Annotated in this window: 21 protein-coding genes; 14 read left to right on the top strand and 7 right to left on the bottom strand. The window is 71.7% G+C overall.

Features of this window, described 5'->3' with window-relative positions; translation table 11 throughout:
- Positions 1-123 precede the first annotated feature (123 nt).
- Positions 124-621 (top strand): DivIVA domain-containing protein, encoded by a 498-nt coding sequence (locus ABD466_RS27520; protein ID WP_344660083.1) that lies wholly within the window; start codon positions 124-126, stop codon positions 619-621.
- 79 nt (positions 622-700) lie between these two features.
- On the opposite strand, the gene ABD466_RS27515 is transcribed toward ABD466_RS27520, so the two are convergent.
- Positions 701-1,486 (bottom strand): enoyl-CoA hydratase-related protein, encoded by a 786-nt coding sequence (locus ABD466_RS27515; RefSeq protein WP_344660082.1) that lies wholly within the window; start codon positions 1,484-1,486, stop codon positions 701-703.
- A gap of 187 nt (positions 1,487-1,673) precedes the next feature.
- Between ABD466_RS27515 and ABD466_RS27510 the strand changes: the two genes are divergently transcribed.
- Positions 1,674-1,841, top strand: a complete 168-nt coding sequence (locus ABD466_RS27510) for a DUF3117 domain-containing protein (RefSeq protein ID WP_015796491.1) — start codon at positions 1,674-1,676, stop codon at positions 1,839-1,841.
- A 222-nt stretch (positions 1,842-2,063) separates the two neighbouring features.
- Here ABD466_RS27510 and ABD466_RS27505 read toward each other — a convergent pair whose 3' ends face one another.
- Positions 2,064-2,771, bottom strand: a complete 708-nt coding sequence (locus ABD466_RS27505; protein ID WP_425558755.1) for an O-methyltransferase — start codon at positions 2,769-2,771, stop codon at positions 2,064-2,066.
- A gap of 496 nt (positions 2,772-3,267) precedes the next feature.
- Here ABD466_RS27505 and sigE point away from each other — a divergent pair, with 496 nt between their 5' ends.
- From sigE to ABD466_RS27480, 5 genes are all read left to right on the top strand, one after another.
- A complete protein-coding gene (gene sigE, locus ABD466_RS27500; protein ID WP_344660091.1) occupies positions 3,268-3,882 on the top strand; it encodes an RNA polymerase sigma factor SigE in 615 nt (204 codons plus the stop codon).
- Positions 3,879-4,415, top strand: coding sequence for an anti-sigma factor family protein (locus ABD466_RS27495; protein ID WP_344660081.1), 537 nt, complete (start codon positions 3,879-3,881; stop codon positions 4,413-4,415). The genes sigE and ABD466_RS27495 overlap by 4 nt, the downstream gene beginning before the upstream one ends.
- Positions 4,416-4,634: 219 nt before the next feature.
- Complete coding sequence (locus ABD466_RS27490; RefSeq protein WP_344660080.1) at positions 4,635-5,072, top strand: sec-independent translocase; 438 nt, start codon at positions 4,635-4,637, stop codon at positions 5,070-5,072.
- Between the two features lie 6 nt (positions 5,073-5,078).
- Positions 5,079-5,897 (top strand): hypothetical protein, encoded by an 819-nt coding sequence (locus ABD466_RS27485; RefSeq protein ID WP_344660079.1) that lies wholly within the window; start codon positions 5,079-5,081, stop codon positions 5,895-5,897.
- 98 nt (positions 5,898-5,995) lie between these two features.
- Complete coding sequence (locus ABD466_RS27480) at positions 5,996-6,901, top strand: hypothetical protein (RefSeq protein WP_344660078.1); 906 nt, start codon at positions 5,996-5,998, stop codon at positions 6,899-6,901.
- Between the two features lie 52 nt (positions 6,902-6,953).
- Here the strand turns inward: ABD466_RS27480 and ABD466_RS27475 are convergent, their stop codons facing one another.
- The 3 genes from ABD466_RS27475 to ABD466_RS27465 form a co-directional block, all read right to left on the bottom strand.
- Positions 6,954-9,098: an alkaline phosphatase family protein gene (locus ABD466_RS27475; protein WP_344660077.1), complete on the bottom strand. Its 2,145-nt coding sequence runs from the start codon at positions 9,096-9,098 to the stop codon at positions 6,954-6,956.
- A gap of 114 nt (positions 9,099-9,212) precedes the next feature.
- Entirely contained in the window at positions 9,213-10,418 is a 1,206-nt protein-coding gene (locus tag ABD466_RS27470) for a hypothetical protein (RefSeq protein ID WP_344660076.1), read from the bottom strand.
- 174 nt (positions 10,419-10,592) lie between these two features.
- Entirely contained in the window at positions 10,593-10,751 is a 159-nt protein-coding gene (locus ABD466_RS27465; RefSeq protein WP_344660075.1) for a DUF5679 domain-containing protein, read from the bottom strand.
- A 105-nt stretch (positions 10,752-10,856) separates the two neighbouring features.
- On the opposite strand from ABD466_RS27465, the gene ABD466_RS27460 reads away from it, so the two are divergent.
- Together ABD466_RS27460 and ABD466_RS27455 are read left to right on the top strand one after the other, a co-directional pair.
- Positions 10,857-11,660 carry an enoyl-CoA hydratase/isomerase family protein gene (locus tag ABD466_RS27460; protein WP_344660074.1) on the top strand — a complete coding sequence of 268 codons (804 nt, stop codon included), beginning with the start codon at positions 10,857-10,859 and terminating at the stop codon, positions 11,658-11,660.
- A gap of 227 nt (positions 11,661-11,887) precedes the next feature.
- The gene (locus ABD466_RS27455; protein ID WP_344660073.1) at positions 11,888-12,433 is read left to right on the top strand and encodes a M48 metallopeptidase family protein; all 546 of its coding nucleotides are present in this window, start codon (positions 11,888-11,890) and stop codon (positions 12,431-12,433) included.
- A gap of 28 nt (positions 12,434-12,461) precedes the next feature.
- Here the strand turns inward: ABD466_RS27455 and ABD466_RS27450 are convergent, their stop codons facing one another.
- On the bottom strand, positions 12,462-14,066 hold the full coding sequence (locus ABD466_RS27450; protein ID WP_344660072.1) for a zinc-dependent metalloprotease: 1,605 nt from the start codon (positions 14,064-14,066) through the stop codon (positions 12,462-12,464).
- Between the two features lie 97 nt (positions 14,067-14,163).
- Between ABD466_RS27450 and ABD466_RS27445 the strand changes: the two genes are divergently transcribed.
- From ABD466_RS27445 to ABD466_RS27430, 4 genes are all read left to right on the top strand, one after another.
- Positions 14,164-15,270, top strand: coding sequence for an NAD-dependent epimerase/dehydratase family protein (locus ABD466_RS27445; protein ID WP_344660071.1), 1,107 nt, complete (start codon positions 14,164-14,166; stop codon positions 15,268-15,270).
- Positions 15,270-15,707, top strand: coding sequence for a molybdenum cofactor biosynthesis protein MoaE (locus tag ABD466_RS27440; protein WP_344660070.1), 438 nt, complete (start codon positions 15,270-15,272; stop codon positions 15,705-15,707). The genes ABD466_RS27445 and ABD466_RS27440 overlap by 1 nt, the downstream gene beginning before the upstream one ends.
- A gap of 40 nt (positions 15,708-15,747) precedes the next feature.
- Positions 15,748-15,930, top strand: coding sequence for a hypothetical protein (locus ABD466_RS27435; RefSeq protein WP_344660069.1), 183 nt, complete (start codon positions 15,748-15,750; stop codon positions 15,928-15,930).
- 71 nt (positions 15,931-16,001) lie between these two features.
- Positions 16,002-17,069, top strand: coding sequence for a YlbL family protein (locus ABD466_RS27430; protein WP_344660068.1), 1,068 nt, complete (start codon positions 16,002-16,004; stop codon positions 17,067-17,069).
- 130 nt (positions 17,070-17,199) lie between these two features.
- Here the strand turns inward: ABD466_RS27430 and ABD466_RS27425 are convergent, their stop codons facing one another.
- The gene (locus ABD466_RS27425; protein ID WP_344660067.1) at positions 17,200-17,748 is read right to left on the bottom strand and encodes a PPA1309 family protein; all 549 of its coding nucleotides are present in this window, start codon (positions 17,746-17,748) and stop codon (positions 17,200-17,202) included.
- Positions 17,749-17,873: 125 nt separating this feature from the next.
- Here ABD466_RS27425 and ABD466_RS27420 point away from each other — a divergent pair, with 125 nt between their 5' ends.
- The gene (locus tag ABD466_RS27420; RefSeq protein ID WP_344660066.1) at positions 17,874-20,939 is read left to right on the top strand and encodes a UPF0182 family membrane protein; all 3,066 of its coding nucleotides are present in this window, start codon (positions 17,874-17,876) and stop codon (positions 20,937-20,939) included.
- Positions 20,940-20,983 lie beyond the last annotated feature (44 nt).

Genomic DNA, 20,983 nt, shown 5'->3' with positions numbered 1-20,983 from the left:
CGCAGGGTGCCCTGCGCGGCCGGCGCCGGTTCGAGGGGGAGGTCCGGCGCGCCGTCCGCGTTCGATGACATGGAGATCAGCCTAACCTCGTCGGCGCGCCGTCGGACGTGGCACGATGTCCGCGTGCTGTACTTTCAGTTTCTGGTCGTGGCGGCGGTGTTCGGGGCGATCGCGTGGGTGGCGGCCGGCCGCGGCGGGGGCCTGGACGATCCGCGCCAGGACCGGCCCGAGCCGGTGCTGGCCGACGACCGGCAGCTGGGCAAGGACGACGTCGACAGCGCCCGCTTCGCGGTGGCGTTCCGCGGTTACCGGATGGACCAGGTGGACCGCCTGCTGGACCGGCTCGCCGCCGAGATCGACCACCGGGACCGCCTGATCGCCGACCTGCGGCAGCCGGAGGGCGCGCGCTTCGGTGAGGGCGTCAGCTACGAGCCGGTGGCGCGGACGGTGGACGTGATGCCCGGCGCCGCGGGGACTCCCACTGCGGGCACGGCTACCGCGGAGCCCGGCTTCGGCCCCGGCGTCGGGTCCGCTCCCGAAGCGGAGCCGCCGGCCGATCAGAGTGCTGCCGAGGAGAACCCGCTGTCCGCCTGGTACCGGCCGGCCGACCGCGATCAGTAGGCGACTCATCCGTTCCGGCCGGCCCCGCTGTGGGGCCGGCCGTTCTCGTTCGCGGGGGACCGTACCGGTGTCCTGATGCCTATCGCCCGACGAACGTCGGCTTCTCCTTGGCCAGGAACGACCGCACGGCGTTCCGGTGGTCCTCGGTCGCCGCGCACTTGTCCTGCAGCTCCGCCTCCAGGTCCAGCGTCTCGTCGAACGAGTGCGCCAGGCCGAAGCCGACCGCCTGCTTGATCGCCGCGTACGCCGCGGTCGGCCCGGCGGCCATCCGCGCCGCGAGTTCGCCGACCGCCGCGTCCAGCTCGCCGGCCGGCACCACGCGGTGCACCAGGCCGAGCTCCGCGGCCTGCTCGATCCCGATCGTCTCCGGCAGCATCAGCAGCTCGATCGCCTTGGCCGGGCCGACCAGGCGGGGCAGCGTCCAGGAGGCGCCGGAGTCGGCGGTCAGGCCGATGTTGGCGAACGCCAGGTTGAACGCCGCCTTGTCGGAGGCGATCCGCAGGTCGGCGGCGAAGGCGAGGGCGGCGCCGGCCCCGGCGGCCACGCCGTTCACCGCGGCGATCACCGGCTTGGGCGCCGAGACCAGCGCCCGCAGCAGCGGGTTGTAGTGCTCCTGCACCGTGTTCGCCAGCCCGAGGCCGGCCTCCAGCGACGCCGCGTGCTCCTTCAGGTCCTGCCCGACGCAAAACGCCCGGCCGGTTCCGCGCAGCACGATCACGCGAACGGAGTCGTCCCGGGCCGCCTCCGTCGCCGCGTCCCGCAGCGCGCCCTTGGTCGCACTGTCGAGCGAGTTCATGGCGTCGGGGCGATTCAGGGTGATGGTGCCGACACCCTCGGTGACGTCGTAGACAACGCTGTCGGACATAGGGAGTCCCACTCTCCGCCTCATCGGCTCTCAGGCATGTACCAGTGTTGGTCGCGTCCGGTAGAACTGTTTGCAGACGCTGACGAAGCTACTCAGTCGCGCCTCCCGAAGCGACACCGGAACCCATCCGGGCTGCGTGCGGGATAATGGGTTGGTTGAGAGCTGGCTCCTAGGAAGGGGAACGAGCATGGCGGCGATGAAGCCGCGGACGGGTGACGGCCCGCTTGAGGTGACCAAAGAGGGACGGGGCATCGTGATGCGGGTTCCGCTGGAAGGCGGCGGCCGGCTCGTGGTGGAGCTGTCGGCGGAGGAGGCAGCGGCCCTCGGTGAGGCGATCAAGGGCGTCGTCGGCTAGTCCGGACCTCCCGCGATCTCTTCCCCAACCGTCCCACCAGTGGCGTCAGACCCCCGAACGGCCGGGGTCCGGCGTCGCCGCTGACGTGTTCCTCCTCACGTTTTCCGAACCATCGCACCATCCGCGTCCTCGCGGCCCGGCGCCCCCAGGCGGCGTCGGCTTCCGGCCCGGGGCGCGACCGGGCTCCTGGCAGCCTCCCGGGAGAGGGTCCCCCGGTGTTCCTCAGGGGCGCTTCACCGCGCACAACAGCCCGTCACCGGTGGGCAGCAGCGCCGGCAGCAGCCGTGGATCCTCGGCGACCTGGCGGTGCAGATAGCGCAGCGCCGAAGTGCGCGCGTCCCGGATGGACGGGTCGACCACCCGGTCCTGCCCCAGCGCCCCGTCGAAGGCCACGAGCCCGCCGGGCCGCAGCAGCCGCAGCGCCTCCTCGTAGCCGGCCAGGTGGTCGGTGCCCGGCCCTCCGCAGAACACCATGTCGTACCCGCCGTCGGCGAGCCGCGGCAGCACCGAGCCGGCCGCGCCGCCGATCACCCGGGTGCGGCTGGCCGCGAAGCCGGCGTCGGCGAACGCGCGGCGCGCCGCCTGCGAGCCCTGAGTGTCCTCGTCCACGGTGGTCAGGACCCCGGCCGGGTGCATGCCACGCAGCAGGTAGATCCCCGACACGCCGGCGCCGGTGCCGACGTCCACGACGGCCCGGGCGCCGAGCGTGGCGGCCAGCAGCCGCAGCGCGGCGCCGGTGCCGGACTCGACCGGGACGATGCCCAGCCGGCGCGCCTCACGGCGTGCGGAGGCCAGCACGTCGTCCTCGGCGACGTACCCCTCCGCATACGCCAGGCTGGCGTGCCGGTGACTGGGGATGACGGCCTCCGAGGTTCGCGGTCCCGGGGCCGGAGTCGGCCGGGATCTGGTCGGTTGGTTGCTACTGGGCATCAAGAGCGTAGCCACCTGTCCGCGCGCATACCACGTCGGACTGACCGCCCATTGGACACAGCGCCGCGAAGCGGGTCCTCGAAAGGCGTCGGCGGGTCACGGTGAGGCGGGAGCCCAGGTCTCCGGAGAGTGCCCGTGATCGCTGTAAGCGGACACCGGATACGCCCGCCTTCCCGGGAACTCCGGCGCCGTGACCGGCCGTTCCGTCATAGACAGTGGCACCCGGTCTGGGGAGCTGGGAGATCTTAGTCCGATCTCAGGTTCCTTTCAGCCTTTAGCAGCGAGGCAGACGTCTATGGTGATGAGTGCGGTACTGGAAATAGGAGGTGGGGTCGTCGTGGCTGACGCCAACAGCGCCCGCAATCCTGGAGCCGTCCCGGTCAACACCATAGGACCGCGGATCGATCTCGGGGAACTACGTCGTCGGCGCGCGGCCCGCAAGGCCGCCCTGGACAAGAACCGGCGCGGGGCCGCTGAGCCGCTTCCCGATACCGCCATGCCCGTCGAGACCGCCGCGGCGGTCGCCGAGCCCGCCCAGCGCCTGGACGCCGAGGCGGTCGGCTGGGAGCCGCCGAGCTGGGACGAGATCGTCCGCACCCACTCGCAGCGGGTGTACCGGCTGGCCTACCGCCTGACCGGCAACCAGCACGACGCCGAGGACCTCACGCAGGAGGTCTTCATCCGGGTGTTCCGCTCGCTGTCCAGCTACCAGCCCGGCACCTTCGAGGGCTGGCTGCACCGCATCACCACGAACCTGTTCCTGGACATGGTGCGCCGCCGCGCCCGGATCCGCTTCGACTCGCTCGGCGAGGACGCAGACGACCGGCTGCCCGGCCGCGAGCCGTCGCCGGAGCGGATCTTCACCGACACGCACATGGACGCCGACATCGAGGCGGCCCTGGCCGCGCTGGCGCCGGAGTTCCGTGCCGCGGTGGTGCTGTGCGACATCGAGGGGTTGTCCTACGAGGAGATCGCGGCCACCCTGGACGTGAAGCTGGGCACGGTGCGCTCGCGGATCCACCGCGGCCGCTCGCAACTCCGCGCGGCCCTGGAGCACCGGGCGCCGGGCGGGGCGGCGGCCGAGGCCGGCGGGAAGGAGGGCCGCCGGTGACCAGGCACCTCGGAGACCGCTTGACCGCGCTGATCGACGGCGAACTCGACCACGGCACCCGGGACCGGATGCTCGGACACCTCGCCCAGTGCGACGACTGCCGCCGGGAGGCCGACGCCGAGCGGCGGGTGAAGGCCCGGCTCGGCGCCCTCGACGGACCGCAGGTCCCGGTGGAGCTGATGCTGGGGCTGCTGAGCATGGACACCAACCGCGGCGCGAGCGCCGGGGCCGGCGCGGCGCCGGGCTCCGGCCAGGCCGGCCAGGGCGGTGTCGGCGGCGGGCCCGCCCCGTTCTCCTTCCAAACCGTGCCGATCCGCCCGCCGGCGGCTCCGGCGTCCGGCCGCCCCACGGCCGGACGCGCCCCGGTGCGGCCGCAGCGGCTGCGGGCCGCCGCGATCGGCGCCGTGTCGCTGGCCGCCATCGGCACCGGTGTGTGGCTGGTCGGCGACTTCAGCGGCGGCGCGGGCGGTGCCGCGCACACCCCGGCCCCGGCCGCGCCGGCCCAAGTCGCGACCTACGGGCCCGGACACTGACCGACCCCGGCCGGTCGCCGCGGTGAACGGCGGGCGGACGGCGGAGTCGATCCCGGACCGCTCTTGACGTCGGGGCTCGGCATTGCCGAGCCTTGACGGGTAAGGATCGACGAACATCCACCCGCCGCCTGGGTCCTGCGCCCGGCGTACGGGAGTTACGCTAAACGCGTAGCGCCGGACGCCCGCCGGCCGCGCCCGCCAGAGCAGGAGCCACCCACCGTGCCGTTTCTCGACATCAGCCCGCTGGAGCTGATCGCCCTGCTGGCCCTGGCCGTCATGCTGTTCGGCCCGGACAAGCTGCCCGGCGCGGTGCAGGGCGTGGCGCGCACCCTCAGGCAGTTCCGCGAGTTCACGCGCAACGCGCAGAACGACCTGAAGAAGGAGCTGGGCCCGGAGTTCCAGGACCTGGAGCTCACCGACCTGCACCCCAAGAACTTCGTGCGCAAGCACGTCCTCGGCCCGGACGGCGCCGAGGACCCCGCGTTCCGCGAGATCAGGGACATCACTCAGACGCTCAACGGCGAGATACGCGGTGCGGCCGACGGCACCCGCCGCCTGGCCGCCGACGACGCGACTCCGGACGATGCCCTCTACCGGGCCCCCGCTCCGCGCCTGGCCGCGGGCGAGCGCCCGCCGTTTGACGCGGATGCGACGTGAGGTTCCATGAGCAGCACCATCTCAACTGAAGAAGACTCCCCGAACCCCTCCGGCCCGGCCTCGCAGCCGGGCTCTGTGGCGTCGGCGGACACCGGTGGCCGCGCGGGTGCGCCCGCCGACGCGGACGGCGGGGCGGACGGCGGAGCGGCGGTCGCGCACCGCGAGACCCCGTTCACCCTCCCCGGCCCGCCGGTCGCCTCGATCTCCGCCGCGGCCCTGGCCGCCGCCGAGCCCGACGCCTGGGCCGGCCAGCACACCGCAGTCCCCTGGTACGGCCTGGACGAGGCCTGGGGCGGCGACCGCTGGCTGGGCTCGATCATGCTCGGCCAGAACGGCGTCGCCGAGTACGGCACCCTCGGCCACGGCGACTTCCCGGCCCGCCGTCCCGACGACGTCAGCCCCCGCAGGTTCTGCGGCGTGGTCACCATGGCACGCCTCCCGCGGCGCCCCGGCGGCGGCCAGACCGTGCTGGAGCCGACCACCCTCAGCACCCTGGCGGCGGTGGCGGGGCTGGGCCTGCTGTCCGACGACTGGCCCTGGGCCGTCGACAAGGCCCTGCGCGGCGACTGGCTCCACCAGCAGACCGAGCTCACCTACGACGTCGCCGAGAACCTCGACGACGCCCCCTGGCGCGCCGTCCAGCTCCCGGTCGACGGCACGTCCACCCGCTTCCGCTACCGCGAGTCCGAGTACGGATGGGTCCTCGCCGCCGAACTGCGCGAGTGCTGGCTCGGCGCCTACGGCCGCGGCGTGACGGCGTACGGCCTCGGCTTCGCGCAGGTGACGCTCGACGCCTGGGACGCCTACGCCGCCCTGCCGCGCTGACCGGACACCCCCCGCCTTGCGAACTCCTCGCAGGTGAGAGGTGTTCGCAACATATTCTCATCTTCGCATCAGTGAATATGATCAGCTAAGGTGGACGCGTGACCACGCTTCCCATGCTCCTGGCCGCGGCCGGCATCGGCATCGGCCACGCCGTCCTGCCCGATCACTGGATGCCGCTGGCGGTGCTGGCCCGCACCCGCGGCTACCCGACCCGCAGAGTGCTGCGCCTGTCCCTGGCCGCGGCGGTGACGCACGTCCTGGTGTCGCTCCTGGCCGGCGCGGTCCTGGTCGTGGTCGGCATGCGGTTCCGCGACACCGTCGCGCGGCACGCCGATCTGGCCGTCGGAGGCGTGCTGGTCGCGACAGGGCTGGTGCTGCTCGTGCTGGAGGTGTTGGGACGGGGACACACGCACCCGCATCCGCATCCGCATGGTCACCGCCACGACCACGATCACAACCACGACCACGACCAGAACCACGACCACAACCAGAACCACGACCACGACGGTCACGCTCACGACGGCCCCAGCCACCGCCCCAGCCACGGTCCCGGCCCCAGCCACAGCCATCGCCCCGGCCAGGAGCATCCGCACCCTCAAGCTGTCGCAGCCCGCGTCCTCCTCCCCGGCGTCGCCGTCCTCGAACGCCCTGCGACTGCGACTGTCGCTGCGACCCCGGCTGCGACCCCGGCTGAGCCCCCGCATCGCCGCCCCCGACCTCGCCACAACCTCCTGGCCGTCCTGGTCCCCTTCGGTGCGGCGGCCAGCCCGGACCTGACGATCCTCCCGCTCTTCCTCGCGGCGGGCGCCCTCGGCGTGACCCCGGCCGTGGGCGTCCTGGCCGTCTTCGCGGCGGCGACCATCGCGGCCATAGTCGGCCTCACTGTGGCCACCGCTCTCGGCACCGCGCGCCTGACAGCCCCCTGGATCGAGAAGCGCGCCAACGCCCTGACCGCCGCCACCCTGCTCGTCATCGGCGGTCTGGTGGTCGGCGGCGTCATCTGAGCCGACGCGAAGGGCCCCGCTCGCTCGGAGCGGGGCCCTTCGCGTGCTCTGCCTAGCCGGCCAGCGTGTGCGCCTGCTTCAGCAGCGCGTCAGCCTTCTTCACCAGGTCGTGGGCCCGGTCGCCGTCGAGCCCGCAGCGGTGGTACGCCGCGTCGTCGAGCGTCGTCGCGATCTGCCAGGCCAGCGTGTCCCGCGCCGCGCCGAGCGCGGTCAGCGCCGACTCGGTCGCGGTGAACTGCTGGTCGCCCGGCGTGTTCGAGGTGATCGCGGCGGTCGCCGCCTTCAGCGTGTCGCTGCCGAAGGCCCCGACGCTCGCGTTCAGCTGCTTGTACGCCGCCTCCAGGTCCGCCACCTTCTTGCCGTGCAGGCCCGGGGGCAGCGCCCCGTCCTTCAGGAACGGCACCAGCGGCACGCCGTCGTGCACGTACGTGTCGCGCAGCCCGAGCGCCGTCAGCATCGTCGGCCGCAGGTCGGTGTGGTCCGACCACACGGCGTCGGTGACGCCCAGCTTCTTGAACGCCGGGCCCACGAAGCCGGCCCACGTGGTGTTGATGTCCGGCGCGAAGTCGCCGTGGTTCCACGCGAAGCCGTTCGGCTCGGTGATGCACGGCGTGGTGCAGTTCGGCGCGCCGGAGAACACGTAGTAGTCCGGGTTGGCGAACTCGGTCAGCGTCGGGTTCCGCTTCGGGTCCGCGGTCGTCATGTGCAGCAGCTTCATCTCGGTGGCGTCCGCGAAGTAGTCCGCGAACTTCTCCGTCCGCCCGGTCAGCGGGTTCGCCGCGGTCAGGCCCGCCAGATCGTGCTCGAAGGTCCGCACCTGCGGCGCGTCCGCCGCCGGGGCGCCGTTCACCCAGAAGTTCGGCGCCGAGTCGGCGTGGACGCCGTACGCGGTGGTGTCCCCGGTCTGCGTGACCAGCAGGCCCTTGACGTTCGCGTTCAACTCGCCGAGCTGCGTGTACGTGCACGGCGTCGTGACCCCGTCGCAGCCCTGCGGGCTCGGCTTGCCGCCCACGAAGTGGTCGTTCTCGTCGGCGGTCACCACGAACATGGTGTTCGAGGCGTTGATCCCGTCCTTGCCCAGCCGCTGGAAGAACTGGTCGAACGCGGTGTCGTACGACTTCAGCGCGGCCACGTAGCCGGCCTCACCCGGGCCGTACGCGTGCCCGCCGGGCGCGTGGTTGTCGTGCGCGTCGGAGATGTAGGCGTACGTGACCGGGATCCCGGCCTCCTGCATCTGCGCGACGTAGCCCAGCGAGTTCGCCGCCGACATGCCGTCGAAGCCCGGGAAGCCGGGCCGCCCCAGCGCGTCGGTGATGGGGGCGGTGCCGGAGACGTCCTTGACCGGGCCGCTCGGGCTGATCACCGGGTCGGTGTACTTCGCGCCGAACAGGCCGCTGTAGCCGGTGTAACCGCCCGGCTCGTCAGGCAGCACGTCCGGCCGCGCGTTCGCGCCGCCCGCGGCGCACACCTTCGAGTCCTTGGCGCAGTGCACGCCGATGCCGACGAAATCGGTCTGCGCCAGGTTCTGGTTGGTCTTGTCGGCGGCCTCGGCGGCTTCCGGGGAACCGGCGCCGAACACCTTCGGCACATCCGGCCCGGTGTTCTCGAGGACGGTGTTCGCCGTGGCGACGGCCCCGAAGTCGCAGCCGGCCCGGGTGTACGCGGTCCACGGCGCCGGGGCGGTCTTGCCGTCCCGGCCCACCATGGTCGGCGCGGTGTCGGTCGGGTTCGGGTTGTTGAAGTCGTACACGCCGTCGGTCCAGTACGCGAACGTCCCGGCGGCCTGCGACACACCGTTCTGGTCGAAGTACCGGTAGGAGTTGGCGATCGGCATGCCGTGGCGGTCGCCGTAGAGCCCGGTCAGCGAGGTCAGGATGTCGGTGCCGGTGTGCGCGATCAGCGGCGTGTGGTGGTTGTCGTCCAGCGTGCCCTGCGACTCCAGGAAGTTCAGCAGGTGCGGCATCTGCTCCAGGTCGCTGGGCACGTTCGGGTTGTCCCGCGTGAAGTGCACGTTGTCGAACTGCAGGTAGATCACGTGCTTCACGGCGGCGTTCCCGGCGCCGAGCCGGCAGCCGGTGGAAGGGCCGCCCCAGTGGCCGTCGGCCGACGCCGTACCGCTCATCGCCGCCGTGCCGCCGACGGTCGCGGCGGCCACAGCGAGCGCGACCGCGGCCGCGCGGGTGCGCGTTCTGCGCATCAGTTTCCTCCCCCTCGAATGAGAACCTCAGTAAGAGCACGAACACGGGGGAGGTTAACCATCGACAGCGAAGTCGGACAGGTGCGTGATTCCTGCGACGCGATGAATTTCCTGTCAACTATGCGCTAGCGGTCCGGAGACGGCCTCCCGGAGCTCGGCCGTTCCGGATCCACAGCCGCAGTCCGGATGCGTCGGCCGCTCATGCCAGGTCTGCGCGCCGAACGGCGGTACCACCTCCACCGCGGCGTTCACCGTGGGCGGCGGGTCACCCTCGACGAAAGCCAGTACGTGCATGGCAGCGAGCACCGCCACCTGCGACGCGAGCATGACGTCGCAGGCCCGGTCGGCCCCGGCCGGCACCGCGTCCACGCCGCCGAACGGCACCATCGCCCGCGGCCAGCCCGGGTCGCGCGCGGTGCGGTAGAGGTCGCGGCACCGGAGGCAGGACGTCCGGCCCGGCTGGACGAAGGGCCCCAGCACGCCGGTGGTCTCGTGCAGTTCGGCCGACACGTGCGGCACCCCTGCGGCCTGCAACGCCGCGGCCTGCGCCGGGTAGCCGTCCGCGACCGGGGCGAGGACCGCGAGGTCGGGGTGCTGACGGTTGGAGGGCAGCGTGGTGCGGGTCGACGGCGCCGAGGCGCGGATCAGGGCCCGGACGAGGTCGTGGCGGCGCGGGCCGTCGCCCGGGAGGGTTTCCCCGGGCGGGGATACCCCGAGGTCCGGCTGCGGTGTCCCGCGCCGGCGGCGGGGCCCCGGCACCTCCCGCTCGTCCCGGTGGCTCGGCGCCTGGGGATTGCGGAACCCGGCCGGCGCCGCGTCCGCCGCCCGCGCCCGCCCGGCGTCCACCGGCACCACACAGCCGATTCCGGCCGCCGCCAGTAGGTGCGCGACCGACGCGCCGACCCGGCCGCACCCGTACACCGTCACCACCGCGGTGCGCCGCCGGGTCATCGCCCGCACCGCGCCGCCGGGGACCAGGTAGCCCAGGGCCAGCGCGGCCAGATCCGGAGCGAGGCGGTCGGCCTCGGCGGGGTCCAGCGCGCGGAGAGCCGGACCGGGGTCGTACCCGGCGTCGTCCAGGAAGCCGGCCCGGGCCAGCACGTCCAGGAGAGTCGTGGCCTGCGATCCGGACAAGCCGAGTCGGCTGGCGTGGGCCAGCAGCGCGGGGATGTCACGGGTGCCGTCCAGCGCGCCCACGAACTGCGTCGCTGCCGGACCCAGCCCGTTCAGCAACAGCGACCGCCCCGGGGTCACGCCCACCTGCAGCGCACCGCCGGGCCGCCACAGCCGCCGCAGTCCCGTCTTCAGCACCGGACGCATGCCCCGACCTCCTGCTGTGTCAGTCCCCGAACCCCACCCGTCGCCCACCGCCGTCCGTGGAGGAGCCGCTTCCCGGGCCACCTTGCGCCACCGGCGGCCCCGAGCGCACCTCCGCGGCCCCCTAATTCACCCGTACGGCGGCCGGACGCCCGGCCGCCGCCCCGAACCGCCGACTCAGGCCTTGCCCAGGATCCGGTTCAGCTTGGTCCCGCAGGTCGGGCAGGTGCCCTGCGCCATCCGCCGGCCCGAGTCGCTGACCTTCACCTCGCCGGTGAAGCTCTTCTTCTCCTTGCACTTCACACAGTAGGCATCCCCGGTGTACGACTCCGCCATGGTTTGTCACTCCGTTCCGTATCTGAGCTCTTACGTACTTTTCGCCCCGAACGCGGAACACCATACGGCAGCGCGGCGCCCAAACCGCACCGCTACGCTGACGCCATGCCTGAGTCGCGCGAATATCCACTCCTGGCCGTAAACCGCACGTCGGATGGTGTGGTGACCGTCACGTTGGACGACCCGGACCGCCGCAACGCGATGACCGCGCCGATGACCGCATCGTGGCAGCGGATCATCGCGGAAATCGCTGAAGACGAGGAAGCGCGCTGCGTCGTGGTGACCGGCGCCGGCTCGGCCTTCTGCTCCGGCGGCGACCTGGGCTGGATCGGCGCCGAGCCGGGCGCCCCGGTGGACCGGCTCCGGGACAAGATGCTGCCGTTCTACAAGATCTGGCTCAGCATCCGGGACCTGCCGATCCCGACCATCGCGGCCGTCAACGGCCCGGCGGTGGGAGCGGGCGCCTGCCTGGCGCTGGCCTGTGACTTGCGCTACGCCACGGACACCGCGAAGTTCGCCGTGCCGTTCACCCGCCTCGGGATGCACCCGGGCATGGCGGCCACCTGGCTCCTGCCCGAGGTGATCGGCATCGCGAACGCTCGCGAGCTGTTGTACACAGGCCGGGCCGTCAGCGGCGCGGAGGCTGTGGCGCTGGGTGTGTACAACCGGGTGTTCCCCGCCGCGGAGTTCGCCGGCGAGGTGGAGCGGATCGCTGCGGGGATCGCCGGGAGCGCGCCGATCGCCGTGAAGCTCACCAAAGAAGCCCTGGTCGGAGCCGGTCACGAGTCCTTCGAGGCGGCGGTGCGCTGGGAAGCGCTGGCCCAGCCGATCACGTTGGCGACCGAGGACCTCCAGGAAGGACTGGCTGCTCAGCGGGAGAAGCGGGCTCCCCGTTTCACGGGACGCTGATCGCCCACCCGTCTTCCCCCGTCTCCCACGGCGGCCCGTCGAGGAGGCGCTACGCGCCGCTGACCGACGGTTGTGTTAGGAAACCCACAGGATCGCCCTCCCTGTGGATAACTCTGTGGAAAACCTGTGCACGGCGTGTGGACAATCCGATTTCCACCGTCCCCGACGCCCCGAGATGTCATTTCGATAACGCCATGAGGGGGTGGCACACGCTAGTGTCCCTTGGCGTGGGACTCGACGATGCCCCCCACCAGGGCGGTCAGATCGAGGTGCGGCGCAGCAACCGGCGGCGTCGCACCGTCTCGGCGTACCGGGACGGCGACAAGACCGTCGTGCTGATCCCGGCGCAGATGACACGCGCCGAGGAACAGCAGTGGGTCGACAAGATGCTGGCGCGCCTGGCCGGCCAGGAACGCAAACGCCGCCCGGACGACGGCGAGCTCGCCCGCCGGGCCCGCGATCTGTCGCTGCGCTACTTCGACGGCCGCGCCCAGCCGGCCAGCGTCCGCTGGGTGAGCAACCAGCAGACGCGCTGGGGCTCCTGCACCCCGGTCGACGGCACCATCCGCATCTCCGACCGGGTCCGTGGCATGCCCGAGTACGTCCTGGACTACGTGCTGCTGCACGAGCTGGCCCATCTGCTGGTCCCCAGCCACGGGCCGCAGTTCTGGGAGCTGTTGCAGGTGTACCCGAAGACGGAGCGGGCGCGCGGGTTCCTGGAGGGGTTCGCCAGTGCCGCCGGTGGCGGTGCGGTGGCGGACGACGCCGACTGACGCGGTCGTCCGCCCACCAGGTGATCTGCTAGGCCTTCGGCTGGCCCTCGTCGCCCTTGTCGTCTTCTCCGGACTTGCCGCCCTCGCCGGGCTTGTCGCCCTGCTCGTTCTTCTCGCCCTTCTGGGCTTCCTCGTCGGCGTCCTCGGCCCGGCCGGTGCCCTCGACTCCGCCCTCGAGCAGCGCGTCCAGGCCCGAGAAGTCGAACTCGAGGCCGTCCTCCGAGCCGTTGGCCTTGCCGTGCACGAACCCGTCCGGGTCGTCCAGGTCCGCCGACGTCGGCAGCAGGTCCGGGTGCGACCAGATCGCGTCGCGCCCCTCCAGCCCGCGCGCGTCGGCCAGCGACGCCCACAGCCGCGAGGCGTCGCGCAGCCGGCGCGGCCGCAGCTGCAGGCCGACCAGCGCCGAGAAGGTCTGCTCCGCCGGACCGCCGGCCGCGCGGCGGCGCCGCAGGGTCTCGCGCAGCGCGTCCGCCGAGCGCAGCTGCGGGGCCGCGGCGGCGTGCACCACCGCGTCCACCCAGCCCTCGGCCAGGGCGAGCAGCGTCTCCAGGCGGGCCAGGGCGGCCTTCTGGGCGGGGGAGTCGACCGGGGTGAACAGCCCGCCGCCGCCCAGCATGTTCTCCAGCTGGGACGGGTCCAGGTTGTTCAGGTCCATGCGCTCGGCCTGCTGGGCCAGCTCGGTGAACTTCGAGGCGTCGACCGTGATGCCGCGGGCGTACTCCTCGACCGCGCCGAGCAGGCGCGGCTTGAGCCACGGGACATGGGAGAACAGACGCTGGTAGGCGGCTTCGCGCAACGCCAGGTAGAGGCGCACCTGCTCGATGTCCACCTCCAGGCCCTCGGTGAAGGCGTCGACGTTGGCCGGGAGCAGGACGGCCTTGCCCTCCGGGCCCAGCGGGAGCCCGATGTCGCTGCCGGTGAGCACCTCGCCGGCCAGCGAGGCCAGCGCCTGGCCGACCTGGGAGCCGAACATGGCGGTGCCCATCTGCTTCATCATCCCGCCCAGCGGGTTGCCGCCCGCGGCGCCGCCGGCCTGCCCGCCGAACAGGTTGCCGAGCATGTCGCCCATGCCCGGCGGCAGGCCCGCGGCCTCCGGGTTCTCCGGCATGCCGAGTTCGCCCACGGCCCCGCCGACCGCCTCGCCCATGGCCGAGGTGATGCGCTCGGCGACCGGCTCCACCAGCTGTTTCCAGACCGGGAGGGTCTCCTCGATCCACTGGGCGCGGGACCACACGCGGGTGCCCGCGGTGCCGGCGGGGAGCGAGGTGACCTGGTCGAGCCAGTGCTCGGCCAGCTGGACGGCACCGTCATAGGTGCGCTGCTCGCCGTCGGTGGGCGACGGGTCGGGTCCGGCGGAGGCGACGGCGTTGCGCGCCATCGTCTTGGCCAGGTCCCAGTTCACGGCGCCCTCGCCGCCGCCGCTCATCAGGGCCTGGATCTGGCTGAACACCATCTGCAGCATCTGCGGGTCCGGCATGCCCGGGATGTTCGACCCCGGGGACTGCGCCCCGGTTCCGCCGAACATCTGCTGGAACATGGCCCCCAGCGGATCAACGGGGCCGTCCGGGCGCTTACCCTGGTTCTGCGACTCGTCGTCGTCCGACGGGTTGTGATCTTCGGGGTTCTTGTTCACGGCGGGTGACCTCACGGACGACGGGGGAGCAGGTTCGGTTTAACAGCGCGGAGACTGAGTTCCTCTATACATCTAACGTAACCACAGGAGAGCCCCAGTGAGTTCCTCGCCGGACCGCAAGCGCACCGGCCGCACCAGCAAGCCCACCGTCGCCGTCACCGGCGCGGCCGCCCGGCTCGGCGAGGCGCTGACCGGCAAGCTCGCCTTCGGCGGCGACGTGCGCCGGGTGGTCGGCCTGGACGCCGAGCGCGGGGCGGCCCCGGCGACCTGGCGGTTGGGCGAGGTCACCGACCCCCAGCTGGCCGAACGGCTCAACGGGGTGGACACCCTGGTGCACCTCGCGGTGGACGCCGACCTGAGCGCCGAGCCCCGGGCCCGCACGGCCCGCAACGTGCGTGCCGCCCAGACCGCCATCACCGCCGCCGCGGCGGCCGGTGTCCACCATGTGGTCCTGTTGTCCACCGCGATGGTCTACGGCGCCCTCCCGGACAACCCGCTCCCGCTGGAGGACGACGCCCCGCTGCGCGCCACGCCGGACGGGACCCTGGTCGGCGACCTGCTGGAGATCGAGCGCCTGGCGGCGATCGCCCCGCGCGCCCACCCGGGCCTGACCGTCACCGTGCTCCGCCCGGCGGCCGTGGTCGGTCCGGGCGTGGACACCTATCTGACGCGGCACTTCGAGGCGCCGCGGCTGCTGGTGGTGCGCGGGTCCAAGCCGATCTGGCAGTTCTGCCACGTCGACGACCTGCTCTCGGCCCTGGAGTACGCGGCACTGGGCAAGGTCTCCGGCATCGTCCCCGTGGCCTCCGACGGCTGGCTCACCCAGGAGGAGGTGGAGGAGCTCTCCGGGATGCGCCGCATGGAGCTGCCCGAAGGCCTCGCGGTCGGCGCCGCCGAACGCCTGCACCGGCTCCACCTGACTCCGGCGCCGGCCAGCGACCTGCAATACGTGATGCATCCCTGGGCGGTCTCGAACAAGAAGCTCCGCGAAGCGGGATGGGAGCCCGCCTACACGAACGAGGACGCGTTCGGGCAGCTCCTGGAGAACATCGACGGTCACCATGCGGCGCTGGCCCGCCGTCTCGGCAAGAAGGACGCCGCCGCCGGCCTCGGTGCCGCGGGCGCAACCGTCGCACTTGTCGGAACTGCAGCACTTGTGCGGCGTGCACGGCGCAAGCGTCGTGGGGGAGGATCGGTGACGTGATGGAGGAAAAGCAACTCACGATCCGGATCCACACCGACGTCCGCGAGGAGCCGCTCTCGGTCGACGAGGTCGTGGCCGCGGTCTCCGACCGGCACGCCGGCGGCATCGCGCTGTTCCTCGGCGCGGTACGCGACCACGACCACGGCCGGGCGGTCACCGCGCTCGACTACAGCGCCCACCCCTCGGCCGCGGAACTGCTGAGGAAGGTCGCGGAGGACGTCGCGGAGCACCACCCCGAGGTGGTCGCGCTGTCCGCGGTCCACCGGGTCGGGGCCCTGGAGATCGGCGACCTGGCGGTGGTCGTCGGCGCGGCGGCGCCGCACCGGGCCGAGGCCTTCGCCGCGTGCCGCTCCTTCATCGACACGCTGAAGGAGCAGGTCCCGATCTGGAAGCGCGAGGAGTTCGCCGAGGGCGACCACGAGTGGGTCGGCTGCTAGGTTCACGGAACGTGACGGTGATGTGCGTTACAGTCACCGTGTGTTGTCGATCCTGGCTTGGTGGGCGATCCCGATCGGCGCCGTGATCCTGGCGGCGGCGCTCTCCGCCCTGGCGCGCCGCGTGCGCAGGCAGAGCGACGACGACACCATCTCCGCCTACCGGCGTTTCCGCGAGGCGATCGCCAACACCGAGGAGCAGGTCGGACCGGCTCCCGACGCCTGAGCCGCTGCTCAGGAGGGGCCGGGACCCCGGTCTCAGCGCCGCTTCAGGCTGCAACGGATAGCATCTGTGGAATGCAGCGCCGAGCCCTCACCTTGAGCCTGTCCGGAACGACGGTCGCCCTCCTCACCGCCTCGGCGTTCCTGATCCCGACACCGTACGCGGAGATGTCGCCGGGCCCCACCTACGACACCCTGGGCAGCTACTCCACCGACGGACAGCCGGCCAAGCCGGTCATCGCGATCAGCGGCACCGACACGTTCAAGCACGACGGCGGCGGCCAGCTGCGCATGGTCACGGTCGAGGTCTCCCGCGCCGACTACCGCCCGAACAGTGTCGAGGTGCTGTCCGGCTGGCTGTCCGCCGACAAGATCGTGGTCCCGCGCACGGTCATCTACCCCCAGGGCCAGACCGCGCAGGAGGCGACGCAGCAGAACACCGCGCTGTTCGACGACTCCGAGGACCAGGCGATCACGGCGGCCCTGGCGGCGAAGAACATCAAGCCGGTGAAGACCGAAGTGGTGGTCGACTCGGTGACCCCCGGCAGCCCGGCCGACGGCAAGCTGCAGCCCAAGGACGTCATCACCGCCGTGGACGGCACCGTGCTGACCAAGCCGGACGACGTCCACACGCTGATCCAGAAGCACAAGCCGGGCGAGACCGTGGTCCTCGCGATCACCCGCGACGGCAAGCAGCAGAACGTCTCGATCGTGACCGCGCAGTCCCACGACAGCGGGCCCTCACGGGCCCTGGTCGGCTTCCTGCCGCGGACCCAGAACGTCTTCCCGTTCGACGTGAAGATCCAGCTGGACAACGTCGGCGGCCCCAGCGCCGGCATGATGTTCGCGCTCGGCATCATCGACCAGCTGTCGCAGGAGGACATCACCGGCGGCAAGAAGATCGCCGGCACCGGCACCATCGACGCCGACGGCAAGGTCGGCCCGATCGGCGGCGTGCAGATGAAGACGCTGGCCGCCAAGCGCGACGGCGCCACCGTGTTCCTGACCCCGGCCGACAACTGCGCGGACGCGGTGAAGAACGCGCCGAGCGGCCTGAAGCTGGTGAAGGTGACGACCTTGCAGAGCGCGCTCGACGCGCTGACGACCCTGCGGGCCGGCGGCACCCCCACGATGTGCGGCTGAGCCGCACCCGCTGGAACGGCAGCTCGGCCCGCCCGAAGGGGCGGCCGAAGTCGGCGACCTGGAGCGTCTCAAAGATCTTCGCCGTGGCGGCGAGCTCAACGGCAGGTCGAAGGGGACCGGCCCGGCCGCCTCACTCCTCGAACGTCCCCAGCAGCGCCTCGGCCAGGTTGGGGACCAGGTCCGGACCCGACAGCACCTCCATGTCCGAGTCCTTCGACCGCAGCCGGATGGCCGCCTGCCGCGTCCCGTCGCGCAGCACGCCGACGGCCATCCGCACGTCGTGCCGCTCCGGGTGCTGGCCGACCCAGCGCTCCAGCGCCGCGCCCTCCAAGCCCTCCGGGATCTGCTCCTCGGCGCTCGGCGGCAGCATCTGCGACTCGATGACCAGTGCGCAGCCCGTGACCGCGGGCGGCCACACCATCTTGGCGAGCATCTCGTCCAGCGGCTGGTTCAGGGCCAGGCCCTCCTGCTCGATGGAGGTCAGCGAGGGGATGCCCCCGGCCTGCGCCGCCTCGTCCGTGATGCCCAGCGCCGCCGCCATCCGCGGCTGCGTCGCCAGCAGGTCGGCGGTCGGGGTCAGCGCGAACATCCGCGGGCGCTGGTTCCAGCCGTCGGTGGCGACGTGCTGTTCGATCTCGATGACGGCCTGGGTCAGGGCCACACTGGCGACAGAGCTCATGGGGCCATTGTCCCCCGCCGCGCACGGACCGCCCGCCAGGGCGGCGTTCGCCCGATCTTCGGCTGGTATGACGAACATCGCTCGCCACCCGCCGTCCGTGCGGGTTCCCGGCGTACGCTGAGGCCGTGGCGTTCGAGATGCCGAACTTCGGTGGTGGTGACGGCGACGAGGACGGGCGGGAGGGACATCCGGCTGGTTCCGGGGGATCCGGATCCGGGGGTGGACACCGTGCGGCGTTCGGCGTCCCACCCAGGCGCACCAGGGTCCTGGCCATCACCCTGGTCATCCTCGTCCTGCTGATCGCCGCTTTCCTGCTGTTCGACACGGTCTACACCAGCTACCTCTGGTACCGCTCCGTCGGCGTCGCCCACGTCTACCGGACCCGGATGGTGACTGAGGCTGTCCTGTTCCTCGTGTTCGGCGCCCTGATGGCGGTGGTCGTCGGCGCGAACATCTGGCTGGCCCATCGTTTCCGGCCCCCGCTCACCGGCGTGTCCCTGGAACAGCAGGCCCTGGATCGCTACCGCATGGCCCTGGGCCCCTTCCTGCCGTGGATCCTGGTCGGCGTCTCCCTGCTGCTCGGCATCGCCGCCGGAACCGCCGCGACCGGAGCGTGGCGCACCTACCTGCTGTGGTCCAACAGCGTGCCGTTCGGCACGAAGGACGCGCAGTTCCACAAGGACATCGGCTTCTACGTCTTCACTCTGCCGTGGCTGCGCCACGTCCAGGGCTTCCTTCTGGCCACGATGGTGGTCAGCCTGCTCGCGGCGCTGCTGACGCACTACCTCTTCGCCGGCGTCGCCGTCACCCCGCCGACCGGAAGCCGGCCGTCAGGATCCAGATTCTCCGTCGGGCACAGCATCGGTTCGCGCGCCACCCGCGCGGCGCAGGTGCACATCTCGATCCTGCTCGGCCTTCTGGTCCTGGTGAAGGCCTACGCCTACTGGCTGGACCGCTACGCGCTCACCGTCGCCGCGTCCACCATCACCGATGGATGGTCCGGCCCCACCTACAAGTCGGTGCACGCGGTCCTCCCCGCCAAGACGATCCTTCTGGTCATCGCCGTCCTGTGCGCGGTGCTCTTCTTCGGCAACGCCGCCCGCCTGATAGCCAGCCGCAACCTGCCCGGGATCGACCGCGGCGGCCACCCCTGGGCGCTGCCCGCCCTGGGCGTGTCCCTGATGGTGCTGGCCTCGGTGGTGATCGGTGGCGTCTATCCCCTGGTGGTGCAGCAGCTGCAGGTGAACCCGAGCCAGGGCTCGAAGGAAGCGCCGTACATCCAGAAGAACATCGACGCCACCCGCGCCGCCTACGGCCTGGACGACGTCGAGGTCCGCCAATACGACGCCAAGACCGACGCCACACGTAACCAGCTCGCCGCCGACGCCGAGACCGTCACCCAGATCCGCATCATGGACCCCTCGGTGATCTCCGCGACCTACGACCAGCAACAGCAGGTCCGCGGCTTCTACACCTTCCCCGACGATCTGGCGGTCGACCGCTATCCGGTCGGCGGCAAGGCGCAGGACACGGTGGTCGCCGTCCGCCGGCTGAAGCTCGACGGCATCCCCTCTGACCAGCGTAACTGGGTCAACGACCACCTGAAGTACACCCACGGCTACGGCGTCGTGGCAGCCAAGGGCAACGCCGCCGGCTCCGACGGCTCCCCGGACTACGTCGAACGCGACCTCCCCGCTACCGGTGCCCTCGGTGACTACGAGCAACGCGTCTACTTCAGCGCCGGGCTCCCCGACTACTCGATAGTCGGCGGCACCGGCAAGTCCACCCCGGCCGAGTTCGACTACCCCGGCGACCAGCAACAGCAGACGACGACTTACACCGGCAAGGGCGGCGTCCCAGTCGGCTCCTTCCTCAACAAGCTCCTGTACGCCGTGAAGTTCCAGGAGCCGAAGATCCTGCTGTCCAACGGGGTGAACCAGGACTCCCGCATCCTCTACGACCGCGACCCCAAGCAGCGGGTCCAGGCAGTGGCGCCTTGGCTGACCATCGACGGCACCACCTACCCGGTCGTCGTGGGCGGCCGCATCGAATGGGTGGTCGACGGCTACACGACCACGGACTCCTACCCCTACTCGACATCGACCCGGCTTCAGGATGTCGCCAAGGACTCCCAGGCGGACACCGCACACGACCCCCTCAACGCAGGCCGCGTGAACTACGTCCGCAACTCGGTCAAAGCCACCGTCGACGCCTACGACGGCACAGTGACCCTCTACGCCTGGGATGAGAGCGACCCCATCCTGAAGACCTGGATGAAGGCATTCCCCGGCACGGTGAAGCCCCGCTCCGCGATCAGCCCCGACCTCCTGGCCCACCTGCGCTACCCCCAGGACCTGTTCAAGGCCCAGCGCGACATCCTGGGCCGCTACCACGTGACGAACCCCCAGGAGTTCTTCGGCGGCTCCTCTTTCTGGAGCACCCCCAACGACCCCACGAAGGATCCCGCCTCAGCGCAACCGCAGCCCCCGTACTACCTGACCCTCCAGATGCCGGGCCAGCAGACGCCGGCCTTCTCTCTGACCTCGACCATGGTCCCGACCAAGCGCAGCAACCTCGCGGCCTTCATGGCCGTGGACTCCGACTCCGGTCCCGACTACGGCAAGATCAGAGTCCTGGAAATCCCGACCAACAGCGCGATCAAGGGTCCCGAGCAGGTCCAGAACATCTTCCACAACACCTTCGTCGACAAGCTCAACCTTCTCCGCACCGGCGGTGCCACCAAGGTCATCGAAGGCAACCTCCTCACCCTCCCAGTGGGCAACGGCCTCCTCTACGTGGAACCTGTCTATGTCCAACCCCAGAGCGGCCAGTCCACCTACCCCCTCCTGAAATCCGTCATGGTCGCCTTCGGCGACAAGATGGCCTTCGAAGCCACCCTCCAGCAGGGCCTCGACGAGGTCTTCGCCGGCAGCGCGGGCGCCACCACCGGCGAGAACCCTGTCAGCCCCACCCAACCCCCCACGACGTCCGGCCCCACCGCGCCAGGCCCCACCCCGCCCAGCGACCAGCTCAAGGCCGCCCTGGACGACGCCACCAAGGCCCAGAACGACGCCGCCGCAGCCCTCGCCAAGTCCCCACCGGACTGGAAGGCCTTCGGCGACGCCCAGCAGCGCCTCCAGGACGCCCTCACCCGCGCTCAGTCCATCGAGGCAGGCCAGCAGCCGAAGTGACCGACGGGACACGTGAGGCGGCCTTATTCGATTTGCTCTGCCGA

It is taken from the genome of Catenulispora subtropica (genome assembly GCF_039531675.1).
In the GTDB taxonomy this organism is placed as follows: domain Bacteria; phylum Actinomycetota; class Actinomycetes; order Streptomycetales; family Catenulisporaceae; genus Catenulispora; species Catenulispora subtropica.
The sequence above is the reverse complement of the archived record's forward strand: the minus strand, read 5'-3'. Positions and strand labels throughout refer to the sequence as shown.